The sequence below is a fragment of the Arthrobacter sp. UYP4 genome (genome assembly GCF_057291175.1).
In genome coordinates, this window is sequence record NZ_JBXAVU010000002.1 from 706,979 (window position 1) to 720,655 (window position 13,677).

At 69.6% G+C, this 13,677-nt stretch carries 13 protein-coding genes; 7 read left to right on the forward strand and 6 right to left on the reverse strand.

The features are described from left to right. The first annotated feature begins 14 nt into the window (after window positions 1-14). Entirely contained in the window at window positions 15-1,232 is a 1,218-nt protein-coding gene (gene fdhA / locus AC0Z9V_RS11900) for a formaldehyde dehydrogenase, glutathione-independent (RefSeq protein ID WP_133082908.1), read from the forward strand. Between the two features lie 410 nt (window positions 1,233-1,642). Further along, a complete protein-coding gene (locus AC0Z9V_RS11905) occupies window positions 1,643-2,338 on the forward strand; it encodes a LysM peptidoglycan-binding domain-containing protein (RefSeq protein WP_208739344.1) in 696 nt (231 codons plus the stop codon). A gap of 111 nt (window positions 2,339-2,449) precedes the next feature. On the opposite strand, the gene AC0Z9V_RS11910 is transcribed toward AC0Z9V_RS11905, so the two are convergent. Both AC0Z9V_RS11910 and AC0Z9V_RS11915 read right to left on the reverse strand, forming a co-directional pair. Beyond that, the gene (locus AC0Z9V_RS11910; protein WP_485141636.1) at window positions 2,450-3,118 is read right to left on the reverse strand and encodes a hypothetical protein; all 669 of its coding nucleotides are present in this window, start codon (window positions 3,116-3,118) and stop codon (window positions 2,450-2,452) included. Between the two features lie 120 nt (window positions 3,119-3,238). Continuing rightward, window positions 3,239-4,138 (reverse strand): SDR family oxidoreductase, encoded by a 900-nt coding sequence (locus AC0Z9V_RS11915; protein WP_485141637.1) that lies wholly within the window; start codon window positions 4,136-4,138, stop codon window positions 3,239-3,241. Window positions 4,139-4,220: 82 nt separating this feature from the next. On the opposite strand from AC0Z9V_RS11915, the gene AC0Z9V_RS11920 reads away from it, so the two are divergent. The 3 genes from AC0Z9V_RS11920 to AC0Z9V_RS11930 are packed head-to-tail and all read left to right on the forward strand — an operon-like array spanning window position 4,221 to window position 7,304. Continuing rightward, window positions 4,221-5,450 (forward strand): type III polyketide synthase, encoded by a 1,230-nt coding sequence (locus AC0Z9V_RS11920; RefSeq protein WP_485141638.1) that lies wholly within the window; start codon window positions 4,221-4,223, stop codon window positions 5,448-5,450. Further along, window positions 5,447-6,175: a class I SAM-dependent methyltransferase gene (locus AC0Z9V_RS11925; RefSeq protein ID WP_485141639.1), complete on the forward strand. Its 729-nt coding sequence runs from the start codon at window positions 5,447-5,449 to the stop codon at window positions 6,173-6,175. The genes AC0Z9V_RS11920 and AC0Z9V_RS11925 overlap by 4 nt, the downstream gene beginning before the upstream one ends. Beyond that, window positions 6,168-7,304, forward strand: coding sequence for an FAD-dependent oxidoreductase (locus tag AC0Z9V_RS11930; protein WP_485141640.1), 1,137 nt, complete (start codon window positions 6,168-6,170; stop codon window positions 7,302-7,304). Before AC0Z9V_RS11925 ends, AC0Z9V_RS11930 begins: the two co-directional genes overlap by 8 nt. Before the next feature lie 106 nt (window positions 7,305-7,410). On the opposite strand, the gene AC0Z9V_RS11935 is transcribed toward AC0Z9V_RS11930, so the two are convergent. Then, the gene (locus tag AC0Z9V_RS11935; RefSeq protein ID WP_133083195.1) at window positions 7,411-7,950 is read right to left on the reverse strand and encodes a hypothetical protein; all 540 of its coding nucleotides are present in this window, start codon (window positions 7,948-7,950) and stop codon (window positions 7,411-7,413) included. Between the two features lie 136 nt (window positions 7,951-8,086). Between AC0Z9V_RS11935 and AC0Z9V_RS11940 the strand changes: the two genes are divergently transcribed. Continuing rightward, window positions 8,087-8,431, forward strand: coding sequence for a DUF3140 domain-containing protein (locus AC0Z9V_RS11940; protein WP_485141641.1), 345 nt, complete (start codon window positions 8,087-8,089; stop codon window positions 8,429-8,431). A 100-nt stretch (window positions 8,432-8,531) separates the two neighbouring features. Here the strand turns inward: AC0Z9V_RS11940 and AC0Z9V_RS11945 are convergent, their stop codons facing one another. From AC0Z9V_RS11945 to speB, 3 genes are all read right to left on the reverse strand, one after another. Continuing rightward, entirely contained in the window at window positions 8,532-8,735 is a 204-nt protein-coding gene (locus tag AC0Z9V_RS11945) for a hypervirulence associated TUDOR domain-containing protein (protein ID WP_133083193.1), read from the reverse strand. Window positions 8,736-8,798: 63 nt separating this feature from the next. Beyond that, window positions 8,799-10,490, reverse strand: a complete 1,692-nt coding sequence (locus AC0Z9V_RS11950) for a thiamine pyrophosphate-binding protein (protein ID WP_485141642.1) — start codon at window positions 10,488-10,490, stop codon at window positions 8,799-8,801. After that, entirely contained in the window at window positions 10,491-11,489 is a 999-nt protein-coding gene (gene speB, locus AC0Z9V_RS11955; protein ID WP_485141643.1) for an agmatinase, read from the reverse strand. A gap of 377 nt (window positions 11,490-11,866) precedes the next feature. Here speB and AC0Z9V_RS11960 point away from each other — a divergent pair, with 377 nt between their 5' ends. Continuing rightward, a complete protein-coding gene (locus tag AC0Z9V_RS11960) occupies window positions 11,867-13,675 on the forward strand; it encodes an APC family permease (RefSeq protein WP_485141687.1) in 1,809 nt (602 codons plus the stop codon). Window positions 13,676-13,677: the final 2 nt, after the last annotated feature.

Genomic DNA, 13,677 nt, shown 5'->3' on the forward strand with positions numbered 1-13,677 from the left:
GGAGAGGAAGTTCCATGAGCGGTAACAGAGCTGTTGCGTACAAGGGACCAGGGAAGGTCGAGGTCATCGACATCGACTACCCCACCTTCGAACTCAAGGACGGACCGGGGGTGAACCCGGCCAATGTGGGCCGGGCCGTCCACCACGGTGTGATCCTCAAGACCGTCACCACCAATATCTGCGGATCGGACCAGCACATGGTCCGGGGCCGCACCTCGGCTCCGGCGGACCTCGTCCTCGGCCACGAGATCACCGGCGAGGTCGTGGAAGTGGGACGCGACGTCGAATTCATCAAGAAGGGGGACATCTGTTCCGTCCCCTTCAACATCGCGTGCGGCCGGTGCCGCAACTGCAAGGAGCGCAAGACCGGCATCTGCCTCAACGTCAACCCGGACCGGCCCGGCAGCGCCTACGGCTACGTGGACATGGGCGGCTGGGTGGGCGGGCAGGCCGAGTACGTCCTGGTCCCCTACGCCGACTGGAACCTGCTGAAGTTCCCGGACCGCGACCAGGCCCTGGAGAAGATCCTGGATCTGACGATGCTCTCGGACATCTTCCCCACGGGCTACCACGGCGCCGTGTCGGCCGGGGTGGGGGTCGGCTCCACGGTCTACATCGCAGGTGCCGGTCCGGTCGGCCTCGCCGCCGCCGTCTCGGCGCAGCTCCTGGGCGCCGCCGTCGTCATCGTGGGCGACCTCAACGAGGGGCGGCTGGCGCAGGCACGGAGCTTCGGCTGCGAGACGGTGGACGTGTCCAAGGGCGATCCCCGCGACCAGGTCGAGCAGTTGCTCGGCGTTCCCGAGGTGGACTGCGGCGTGGACGCCGTCGGATTCGAGGCGCGGGGCCACGGCTCCGGTTCCGCGACCGAGGCGCCGGCGACGGTCCTGAACTCGCTCATGGACATCACGGCCGCCGGCGGCGCTCTGGGCATCCCGGGGCTGTATGTCACCAGCGACCCGGGAGCGGGCGACGACGCCGCGAAGGTGGGCTCCCTGTCCCTCAGCCTCGGCACGGGGTGGGCGAAGTCACTGTCCTTCACCACGGGCCAGTGTCCGGTCATGAAATACAACCGGAGCCTCATGATGGCCATCCTGCACGACCGCGTCTCCATCGCGAAGGCCGTCAACGCCAAGTCGATCGGACTCGAGGAGGCACCGCGTGGCTACGAGGAGTTCGACGCCGGAGCCGCGACCAAGTACGTGCTCGATCCGCACGGGTACGTAGCGGCCTGACCGGCGCGTCCGGACGGACGGGAAGGGGTCCGGGCTGCTATGCCCGGGCCCTTTCCGGCGCCGATGGGGCTCCCGCGCTCCCTGCCGGGGCCCGCAGTGCGCAAGTGTCGCAGAGGATCCTCAGTTTGGCCACATTTTCTTCCCTCGATTCGACCCGATGTCAAGCGCCGCGCCGTACCGGTTTGGCAACGAAACGAAATTACTTTACGGTGGAGGTAGTTCCCCGTCCGGGGAAGCGAAAAAGCTGCCGTCATACGAGCAGCGATGAATGCCCGGCACCGCCCTCCACCGCTCGTTGCTCAACAGGCGGCTGCCGAACCATGACCTCTATTCAAGTCAAGGTGAGCAGCGGCGCGAAGAAGTCCGGGGACGGACCTAGTGCGGGTGGCCTTTCGGAGCATCGTAACCCCATGAATACACACTCCTTCAGCACCAGCGCCCGTCGCGGACTCGCAGCAGTAGCACTCACCGGCCTCGGCCTCGGCGCAGCGGCCGGAGCGGCCAACGCCGCCCCCGCCAGCGACTGGGATGCACTGGCACAGTGCGAGAGCGGCGGAAACTGGGGCATCAACACCGGGAACGGCTTCTCCGGTGGCCTGCAGTTCACCCCCTCCACCTGGGCCGCCTTCGGTGGCCAGGGCGCTCCCCAGAACGCCAGCCGCGAGCAGCAGATCGCCGTCGCCGAGAACGTCCTCGCCGGCCAGGGCTGGGGCGCATGGCCTTCCTGCTCGGCACAGCTCGGGCTGAGCAGCACCGCTGCCCCGGGTGACGTGCAGTTCCAGCAGGCTCCGGCACCGGTCGCTCCCGTCGCCCAGGCCCCCGTCCAGGTCCAGGCACCCGTCCAGGTCCAGGCTCCGGTCCAGGTCCAGGCACCGGTCCAGGTCCAGGCACCCGTCGTCGCCCAGGCTCCCGTCGCCCAGGCCCCCGTTGCTCCCGTCGCACTGAGCGGCGAGACCTACACCATCCAGTCGGGTGACACCCTCAGCTCGATCGCCGGCAAGCTCGGCGTCAACGGTGGCTGGCAGGCACTCTTCGCCGCCAATGCCGACACCGTGATCCACGCGGACCTCATCTTCACGGGTGCCGTCCTGCAGCTCCCGGCCTAGTCCACAGGCCTCATCCGGCCGGTTGCCGCGTTCGCGGGTTGCTGTGTCCGGAACGAACGAAACCCCCGCCTCTCGAGGCGGGGGTTTCGTTCGTTCCGGAGGTTGCGGCCGCTAGCTGCAGGACGTCGCGTCCACGTCGATCTTGAGGTTGTGCGCCACCGCGTAGTCGCGCTCCGGCGAGGAGAATGCCACGAGGATGTTGTCCGCGCTGCCGTGCGTGGCACCCTGCGCGAGCTCGACGGTCACGATGATGTTCACGTGGGCGTCGGGCTCGAACTCGTAGCCCTCGGCCGGGACCGGAGGGCCGATGGGCTCCGGTGACGCCGACGGCGTCGGTGCTGCCGAGTGCTGCGCATGGGCGTCTGTCTCCGCTCCCGGGTGGTGGTGCCCCTCGCGGTTCGCCGTCTGGACCATCGACGAGATGATTTCCAGGCCCTGCGGATCTCCCAGGCTCATCCTCCCCAGGGTGAAGGTCTCCAGCGTCGGATTGTGCAGCATCACCGTGTAGCGCAGCCGGCTGTCGTCGGGCTGGACACCGCAGAGCTCCGCGCCGTCGACCCCCACGTTCAGCGGGTCCTCGCCGAGATCGGCGCCGACGGGCACAGCCCGCCCGCCGTTCGCGGGGGCGGCGTCCTCGGCCGTCCCGGCCCGTCCGGCCGCATTGACTCCGAGCGGGTTCTCCTCGGCGCTGCCGCAGGCGGCGAGCGCCAGCGAGGCGGTCAGTACTACGGCAGCCAGCGCGGAGCGGCGCCGGGACGGCAGTGCGGTCAGGAGTTTCACGAGCAGCCCTCCGGTCGGCCGGACAGGAGAAGGCCGGCGCTGATACCTGCACTTCGTTCCACAGCGCGGTTCGGCTTGGTCCGGTGCTCAGCACCCCACCGTGCCGGCACCCGAACCTCGTCAGGCCAGGGGTTTGCCGCCGGTGACCCCGAGGATCTCCCCGGACACGTAGCGCGCATCGTTCGAGGCGAGGAAGACGTAGGCTCCGGCGAGCTCGGCCGGCTGGCCCATCCGTCCGAGGGGCGTTCCCTCGCCGAACGACTCCAGCTTCTCGGATGTCGTCGTGGCGGGCTGCAGCGGCGTCCAGATGGGTCCGGGGGCGACGGCGTTCACCCGGATGCCACGCTCGCCCAGCAGTCCCGCGAGGCTGAAGGTCAGGTTGTTCAGGGCCGCCTTGGTCGCGGCGTAGTCCATGAGGCTCGTCGACGGGTGGTAGCCCTGCACGGAGGTGGTGTTGATGATCGAGGACCCCTCCCCCAGGTGGGGCAGCGCCGCCTGCGTCAGCCAGACCGTGCCGAACACGTTCGTCTCGAAGGTACGGCGCAGCTGGTCGGCATCGATGTCGGGGAGGCCGTTCGGCTGGGCGATGTGGAAGCCCGCGTTGTTCACGAGGATGTCGAGGCCCCCGAGCCCCTCCACGACCTGCCGGACGGCTGCGGCGGCATACGACTCGTCCCGGAGATCGCCCGGCACGGCCAGTGCGGTCCGGCCCTCGGCGCGGATCAGCTCGAGGCAGCTCGCGCCGTCCTCCTCCTCCTCCGGGAGGTAGCCGATGGCGACGTCCGCGCCCTCCCGTGCGAAGGCGAGGGCCACGGCCCGGCCGATGCCGGAGTCTCCTCCCGTGATGAAGGCCCGCCGCCCCGCCAGCCGACCGTGTCCGGTGTAGCTGTCCTCGCCGTGGTCGGGGCGCGGGTCCATGCGCTCGGTGAAGCCCGGATACTCCTGCAGTTCAGGGGACGCGTCGACGGCGGGACCGCGCGGGTCCTCCTGGTCGAGGGTGCCTGACGGTTCGTTGGCCATTGCGCTCCTGGGATGGTTGCGGGGGTGAACACTAAGCCTACTGTCATTGTGTTTGTCGCGTTAGTCCTCTAGTAATGGACGTATGACAGTGATCCTGAGATCCCTCGAAACAGCTGTACCCGACACGATCATGGTGCAGCCCCAGGTGCGCGACGTCTTCGCTGCGCAGCCGGGCCTCACGCGGCTGGCACAGCGCCTCGTCGGGGCGGCCTTCGACTCCTCGGGGATCGAGACCCGGTACACCGCCGTCAAGGAGCTCACGCTCGAGGCGACGTCCGACGATCCGGTGTTCTTCGACCAGAAGGAACTGCGGATCCTGACGCCGAGCACCAAGACCCGCAACGCGGTCTACGCCGAGGAGGGCACCAAACTCTTCATCGAGGCAGCCCGCAAGGCACTGGACGCGGCTCCGGGCATCGAGGCCGCGGACATCACGCACGTCGTCACGGCGTCCTGCACCGGATTCTTCGCCCCCGGGCCGGACTACAAGGTGGTGCGAGCCCTGGACCTCGATCCGTCGGTCCAGCGCTACCACCTCGGCTTCATGGGGTGCTACGCGGCCTTCCCCGCACTCCGGTCGGCGAAGGCCTTCTGCGATGCGGACCCGGACGCCGTCGTGCTCGTGATCGCCGCCGAGCTGTGCTCGCTGCATGTCCGCTCCTCGAACAACCCCGACACCATCGTCGGGTCCTCCCTGTTCGCCGACGGCGCTGCGGCAGCGATCGTCTCCGCGCGGGACATCCCGCTGGACGGTCCGGCGCTGAGCCTCGACCACTTCGAGACGGTGCTCACGCCCGTGGGTGAGGAGGCGATGGCCTGGAACATCGGGGACGAGGGCTTCGAGATGGTCCTCGGCACGTACGTCCCGCACATCATCGACGAGCACATCGTCGGGGCCCTCGAACCCCTGCTCGCCCGCGACGCGTCGCTGAAGGGCCTGGACTACTCGGAGATCGAGCACTGGGCCATCCACCCGGGCGGGCGCAGCATCCTCGACAAGGTGGAGGCCAAACTAGGACTGAGCCCCGAGCAGCTGGTGCCGGCGCGCGAGACCCTGCGCAACTACGGGAACATGAGCAGCGCTACGGTCCTCTTCGTCCTGAAGGCCATCCTGGACCAGCCCGCGAGCGAGGGGAACAACCGCATCTGTTCCATGGCCTTCGGTCCGGGACTCACGGTCGAGACCGCGCTCCTCACCAGGATCGGAGCGTCCGCCGCGGTTCCCGAGGCCCGGGCCGCCGGCGTGTCCGACGACGCCGACGCCGCCGTGCCCGAGGACCTCGAGCCCATCCTCAGCCAAGCCGGCGCATGAGCGGAGCAGGGTTCCTCGCGCAGCGGGACCCGGACGCCGTCGAGGAGATGGATCGGCCCGACTGCGACCCTCGGAAGCTCGACCGCACGTACGCGCAGTTCGGCGTGGTCAATGCCGTCGTGTCGGGCTGGCACCGCACGTACGCCTCGCTGCTCCGGCCGGCCTTCTCGCAGGACCGCACCAACACCCTCCTCGACATCGGTTCGGGCGGCGGGGACGTGCCGCGGGCCATCGCCCGCTGGGCGCGGCGTGACGGCTTCCGGCTCGAGGTGACCGCCATCGACCCCGATGAGCGCGCCCATGCCTATGCGACGTCACGGCCTGCCGTGCCCGGGCTGTCCTTCCGCCGGGCCCTCAGCACCGAACTCGTCAGGGAGGGCGCCGGATTCGACGCCGTCACCTCCAACCATGTGCTCCATCACCTCGACCCCGGCGAGTTCGCCGGTCTCCTCGACGATACGGAGCAGCTGGCCCGTCGGGTCGCAGTGCACAGCGATATCGCCCGCCACCCCCTCGCGTACGCCCTGTTCTCGGCGGGCACGCTGCCGCTGCCCGGGTCGTACATCCGACAGGACGGGCTCACCTCCATCCGCCGCAGCTATACGACCACCGAACTGCGCGAGGCCGTGGCCGGGAGGGACCAGTGGCGGGTCCGCACCGCCGTCCCCTTCATCAATCTGCTCGTGCTCGATCGGATGTCGGGCGGGGCTGCCGGCGATGCGTGACGTCGTCGTCGTCGGCGCTGGTCCCGTCGGGCTCTACACGGCCCTGCTCCTGCGCCAGGCGGGCCTCGACGCCGTCGTGCTCGAACGCCGCACGGAACGCAGCAGCCATTCGCGCGCGATCGGCATCCACCCGCCGGCGCTGCGGGCGCTCGAGGCCGGCGGTATCGCCGACGAGCTGCGGAGCCGCGGCGTACGGATCCGCGACGGCATCGCCCGCAGCGGCGGACGGCACGTGGGCACGGTGTCCTTCGCCGCCCTGCCCGGTGCAGAGCAGTACGTCCTCGCCGTACCGCAGGCCGTCACCGAGGAGATCCTGGAGCGGCGGCTGGAGGAGGACTTCCCCGGCACCCTGCGACGCGGGGTCGCCGTCGTCGCCGCCCACGACTCCGGGGATCGCGTCCGGACCGTCACGCGCGTCCGGGGCGAGGACGCCGTCCTGGAGACGCGGTTGGTCATCGCGGCGGACGGCGCACGCAGTTCGCTCCGGGGCGACGCCGGCATCCGCGCACCGGCACGGAAGTACCCCGACTGCTACGTCATGGGCGATTTCGAGGACACCACGGGCGACGGCGACGATGCCGTGCTGTACCTCGAGGACGGCGGGATCGTCGAGTCCTTCCCCCTCCCCGCCGGGATCCGGCGGTGGGTGGTCCGCGTCGGCTGCCCCGTGGAACGCCCGACGGCGGACGCACTCACCCAGCTGATCCGGAAACGGACGGGCGTCGACGTCGACCCGGGCACCAATTCGATGCTGAGCGCCTTCGAGGTCCAGTCCCGGCTCGCCGAGCGCTTCGTCGCCGGACGCACGGTGCTGGTGGGCGACGCCGCGCACGAGGTGTCACCGATCGGCGGACAGGGTATGAACCTCGGCTGGCTCGACGCCGTCCGGCTGGTGCCGATCATCACGGCGTCGCTGAGGGACGGCCAGGACGTGGGCGCGAGGCTCGCGGCGTACGAGAAGGAGCGCAGGGCGCAGGCGGCCCTGGCGCGCCGGAAGGCGCACATCAACATGGCACTGGGCCGGCCACTGCCGACGCCCCTGATGCGCCTCCGCAACGGGATCCTCGGGGCGCTGATCCGCAATGACACCGTCCACGCCGGCGTCGCCCGGGCCTTCACCATGCAGTAGACCGGCCCCCTAACAGCCGGACCCCCGTAACCCCCCGGCCGCAGGCACCGGATCGGCGCCTGCGGGAGGGCAGTACGGGGGTCTGCTGACCCGGGGGCCGGGAGGACTACTTCTTCAGCAGGCCCTTCTTGACGTTGGTGGGACGCTGCATCTCGCCCTGCTTCGCACCCATCACCACGACGATGCCGCTGATCAGCGGGAGGAGCCACTGGGTGGTCTTCAGCTGCGACTGCGCCTTGGCCAGTTCGTCGGTGGCACCGGGACGCGGTTCGGTTGCGCCCTCTCCACCCTGCTCCGCGAGCTCGCCGACCTTCTTGCCGAGGATCCCCGAGTACAGCGAGAGCGCCATGCCCGCCAGCGTGACGACGGACTTCCAGACGGTGTTCGAACCCACGGAGTCCTGGGACGCGAGGCGGCCCTTGTTGCCGAGGATCAGGCCGATGCCGCCGACCGCGTGGACGGCGAATGCGGCGACCTGGACCGGCGTCCACTTCGCCCAGCCGAGCGCGGACAGCCGGGTGCGCTCCTTGGGGTCCTTCGCCTTGCCGGTTGCACCGTTGAGTCCGACAGCGCCCATCAGGGTGCCGCCGAACCATGCTGCGGCGCCGAGGTCGTGGGCTGATCGTGCCAAAAGGTTTCCTGCCATGATGTAGAGCTCCTTAGACGTTGGTTCGACCTACCCTCTACATTTATCAGCCTACTTAGGATTAAGCTATCGCAAGCTCGAGTTTGGAAACGCGCGGAGTCCTTCGCGCGGAACTGCTACGAAAGGCCCGAGGCACATGGCGGACGAAACGAACGATCTCGACGAGGTCTGGCCCCAGTGGAAGGACGCGGTCAACATGAGCGCGTCCCAGCTCGAGAAATGGCTTGACACGGAGGAATCGCAGTCGGTCGGCCAGAAGGAGCAGGACGGCGGCGAGTCCGTGGGCCATCGATCCGGCCGGCGCATCATCGAGATCCTGACCACGAAGCGGGACGACCTCGGGGACGACGACGTCGAGCACATGCACAAGGTGGTGGGCTACGTCCACCGCCATCTGGCCCAGCGCCCCACCAAGGAGGACATGGAGTCCTCGAAGTGGCGCTACTCGCTCATGAACTGGGGCCACGATCCCCTGAAATAGGGCTCCGCCCGGTTGGCCCGGTTCGCCCGGTTCGCCCGGATCGCCCGGAGAGCAAGGAAGGGCGCCCCGACGGTGCGGGGCGCCCTTCTCCGTGCGCCGGCTACTTCTTGGACAGCGCGCTTTCCTTGTGCGCTGCCTTCTTCCCGGACTTCGAGCTCTCCACGGTGTAGTACGGCTCGTCCTTGGACGCGTTGAACTTCTGGTCGTCGAAGGTGAACTCCTTCTCGTGCTTGTCCACGATCTTGCCCTCGGTCGTCCCCTGGGAGGTGTTCCAGGTGACCTCGTCCCCCTTGCTGAATGCCATGGTGTTCCTTCCTCGAGGCGATAGTGCTTCCGACACTCTCACCCGGGGAGGGAAAAGGAAAGCCTACTGATCGAGGTGGGTGGGGGCGAAGAGGCGCAGGAGTGTCTCCACGACGATGACGTTGGGACCCTCGGCTGCGAGGCTCGCGCCGAGCGCGGGACCGATGTCCTCGGGTGCCACGCGGCGGGCCGGCACCCCGAAGGACTCGGCGAGGGCCACGAAGTCGGGGCGGGACAGTTCGGTCGCCGTCGCCTTCCCGAAGGCACCCTCCATGTACTCGCGGAGGATGCCGTAGCCGCCGTCATCGACGATCAGCCAGGTGACGGGGATGTCGTGCTGCCGAGCGGTCGCCAGCTCCGCGATGGAGTACATCGCCGAACCGTCCCCCGACACCGCGAGGACCCGGGCCGGCAGCCCGCGCGACTCGAGGCCCACGGCGCCTCCGATGGCGCCGGGGAAACCGAACCCGAGGCCTCCGGCGCCCTGCGCCGAGTGGAACTGGCCTTCGCGGGCATCCCAGCAGCTCCAGGCCCAGTAGGCCGAGATGGTCATGTCCCAGAAGGTCTGCATGCCGGCGGGGACGGCCTCCCGGATGTCCTGCAGAAATGCCCGCTCCTTGCCGAGATCCTGCGCGTCGAGACGCGCGCCCACCCGGGCGAGCGTCTCGGCCACGAGGGCTGCGGCGTCGTAGCCGGGCTGGCGATCCCGGTCGAGCGGCTGGAGCGCCTCGTCGAGGGCCGCGAGGGCCTGTCCCGCGTCGGCCCGGATCCCGAGCGCCGGCCGGTTGGACTCCAGGACACGCGGCTCGGCGTCGATCTGGATGATCCGGCCCCGGGGCTCCATCGTGAAGTAGTTGGAGGTGACCTCGCCGAGCGAGGACCCGACGACGAGGAGGACATCGGCGTCCTCGAGCACCTCGGTGACGTGCCGGTCCTCCACCCACGACTGCAGGGACAGCTCGTGCGTCCACGGGAAGGCGCCGTTGCCGCCGGGCGAGCAGACCACGGGGGCGCCGAGCTTCTCGGCGATCGACAGGAGCCACGCCTCGGCCCGGCCGCGCCGTGCGCCGCCGCCCGCGACGATCGCCGGCCGCTTCGAGTCCCTGAGCCATGCCACGGCCTCGCGCACCAGCTCGATCCGCGGCGGATTGTCGAAGGGCTCCGCGAGCGCGTCCTCGACCTCGGGCACCATCACGGGGTCCAGCAGCACGTTCTGCGGCACCTCGACCCACACGGGCCCCTGGGGCGAGGAGACCGCCTCGGTCCAGGCGTCCTGGATGGCGGAGGGGATGCCGGAGGCGTGCTGGATCAGGCGCTGGCTCTTCGTGACGTTCGCAGCCGACGCCTTCTGGTCGTCGAGCTGGTGGAGCATGCCCTTGCGGCGGGCACCGAGTCCCTCGAGGGGGATCTGGCTGGCGACGACGACCATGGGCACGCCCGTGGCATAGGCCTCCTGCAGGCCGGCGAGCGAGGTCAGCGCTCCGGGTCCGGTGGAGAGGAAGAGGACGCCGACGTCGCCGGTCGCGCGGGAGAAGCCGTCGGCGGCGAAGGCGGAGTTGTTCTCGACCCGGGAGGAGACGAACCGGAGGTTGGAGCGGGACAGGGCGTCGAAGAGCCCGAGTGCGTGCTGGCCGGGGATGCCGAACACCGTCGTCGCACCGAGGGCGGACAGCGTCTCGACGACGAGGTCGCCGCCGTTGCGCTGGCCGCTGACGGGGGTGGGGGGCGCCGAGGCGGCGCCGGCGGTGATGTCCATCTACTTGTCCCCGCGGATCGGCGCGTCGGACGGCGTGAGGGTGTCGGCCATCAGCGTCACGAGGTCGTAGGCCACGTGCGATGCCGCGACCCCGGTGAGCTCGGCGTGGTCGTAGGCGGGGGCGACCTCGACGACGTCTGCACCGACGAGGTTCAGGCCGCGGAGCCCGCGGAGGATCTCGAGCAGTTCACGGCTCGTGATGCCGCCCGCCTCGGGCGTCCCGGTCCCGGGCGCATGCGCGGGGTCGAGCACGTCGATGTCCACCGAGACATACAGCGGGCGGTTGCCGATGCGCGCCCTCAGCTTGTCGACCACCTCGTCGACGCCCTGGCGGTAGACGTCGGAGGACGTGACGATCCCGAAGCCGAAGCGGCGGTCGTCCTCGAGGTCCCGTACCCCGTACAGCGGCCCGCGGGTCCCCACGTGGGAGATGGCCTCGGTGTCGAGGATCCCCTCCTCCACCGCCCTGCGGAACGGGGTGCCGTGCGTGTACTCGGCCCCGAAGTAGGTGTCCCAGGTGTCCAGGTGGGCGTCGAAGTGCAGCATGGCCACCGGCGATCCGGCACGCTCCGCGGCCGCGCGCAGCAGGGGCAGCGCGATGGTGTGGTCGCCACCGAGCGTGACCAGCCGGGTCCCGCCGGCCGTCAGGTCGAGGGCCTCCTGCTGCACGGTCTCGATGGCTTCGTGGATGTTGAACGGGTTGACGGCCATGTCCCCCGCGTCGGCCACCTGCACGCGCTCGAACGGTGAGACGTCGAGCGCCGGGTTGTACGGCCGCAGGAGGCGCGACGCCTCGCGGACATGGTTCCCGCCGAAACGGGCGCCGGGACGGTAGGACACCCCGGAGTCGAAGGGGACGCCGACGACGGCGATGTCGGCGCGTTCCACCTGGTCGAGGCGGGGCAGGCGCGCGAAGGTCGCCGCCCCTGCATAGCGGGGGATGCGGGAGGAGTCGATGGGGCCGAGGTGCCCGCCTCCGGTGATGCGCAGTTCTTCCACAGCTTCCGTCCGATCCGGGCCCCCACCGTGCGGAGTTGCCCAATATGCATCAAAGGTTTTGCATAAGGCTATTCGCGCTCTTTCCGCCGGTCAAGGACATCAGCGGACCCGGCGCACACCTCCCCCTCCCCCCCGTGCGCCAGGGCAAGAGCGGCGGTGACCCGGATGTCCCGATGGCCCGTTAAGGAAGCGTTAAGACCGGGGAATGCCTGCTCCTGCGGTCCTACGGTGAAGCAGTGAGTACTGTGAGCACCCGACGGTCGGCACCGATCCTTCCCGAGAGCAGGAAGCGCCTCGAGCGCTGGCTCCTCGACGAGTCGAGCCGGCCCACCGCACACCAGCCGGAGACGGAACGGACCCAGCCCTGGTGGAAGGTGATGTGCCTGACCGGCGTCGACTACTTCTCGACCCTGGGCTACCAGCCCGCCATCGCCGCGGCCGCGGCAGGCGTCCTCTCCCCCCTCGCCACCCTCATCCTCGTGGCCGTGACCCTGTTCGGCGCACTGCCCGTCTACAAGCGCGTCGCCTCGGAGAGTCCCCGCGGCGAGGGCTCCATCGCGATGCTCGAGAAGCTGCTGCCCAAGTGGCGGGGCAAGATCTTCGTGCTCGTGCTGCTGGGCTTCGCGGCGACCAGCTTCCTGATCACCATGACGCTCTCCGCGGCCGATGCCAGCGCCCACCTGGTCGAGAACCCGTTCGCCCCCACGTGGCTGCACGGCCAGGAGATCCTCATCACCGTCATCTTCCTCGCGCTCCTCTCCGTGGTGTTCCTCCGCGGCTTCCGCGAGGCCATCGGGATCGCCGTCGCCATCGTGGCGGTCTTCCTCGTCCTCAACCTGGTGGTCGTCGTCGTCGCCGTCGGGCAGATCATGGCGCAGGACGGCATCGTGACCGACTGGTGGACGGCGCTCACCACGCAGCACGGCAACCCGCTGATCATGGTCGGCCTCGCCGTCCTCATCTTCCCGCGCCTGGCCCTCGGCCTCTCGGGCTTCGAGACCGGCGTCGTCGTCATGCCGCAGATCGACGGCAGGCCCGGCGACACGGAGGAGAACCCGGCCGGCCGCATCGCCGGTGCACACAAGCTCCTCACCTCGGCGGCGCTCATCATGAGCGGATTCCTCATCGCCTCGAGCTTCGTGACGACCCTGCTCATCCCGGCTGCGGCCTTCGAGGAGGGCGGTCCGGCCAACGGTCGCGCCCTGGCCTACCTCGCGCACCTCTACCTCGGCGACGGCTTCGGCACCGTCTACGACATCTCGACGATCAGCATCCTCTGGTTCGCCGGCGCCTCCGCCATGACGGGCCTGCTGAACCTCGTGCCGCGCTACCTGCCGCGCTACGGCATGGCACCGGCCTGGGCCAAGGCCGTCCGCCCGCTCGTGCTGGTGATCACGCTCATCGCGATCGTCGTCACGTTCTTCTTCCGCGCCGACGTCGAGGCGCAGGGCGGCGCCTACGCCACGGGCGTCCTGGCGCTCATCACCTCCGCATCGGTGGCGGTCACCCTGTCGGCCCATCGCAGACACCAGCGCGGACGGACCCTCGGCTTCGGCCTCGCGACGGGAGTCTTCGTGCTGACGACCGCCGTCAACATGATCGAGCGGCCCGACGGCCTGAAGATCGCCCTGTTCTTCATCCTCGGGATCATCGTCATCTCGTTCGTCTCGCGGTCACGCCGCGCATTCGAGCTCCGGGCCACGAGCATCCGGATGGACGAGGCCGCGGTGTCCTTCGTCGGCTCGCAGGACGACGGCGACATCCTGCTGATCGCCCACGAACCCAAGCGGCTCAGCAGCTCCGCCTACCGGCACAAGCTCCAGCATGCGTGCGCCGTCTCCCACTTCCCGAGCACCGCGAAGCCCCTCTTCATCGAGGTGACGGTCGACGACTCGTCGGACTTCGAGACGGAACTGCGCGTGCGCGGCGTGGTCCGCCACGGGTACCGCATCCTCGAGGTGCACAGCTCGAACGTGCCGAACACCATCGCCGCCGTCATGCTGCACATCCGCGACATCACGGGACTCATGCCGCACGTGTACTTCCGCTGGACGGAGGGCGATCCCGTGGCGAACCTCTTCAAGTTCCTCGTCACGGGCGAGGGCGAGATCGCACCCGTGACGCGCGAGGTGCTGCGTGCAGCGGAGCCGGACGTGACGAGGCGCCCGTGGGTGCATGTCGGCTGAGG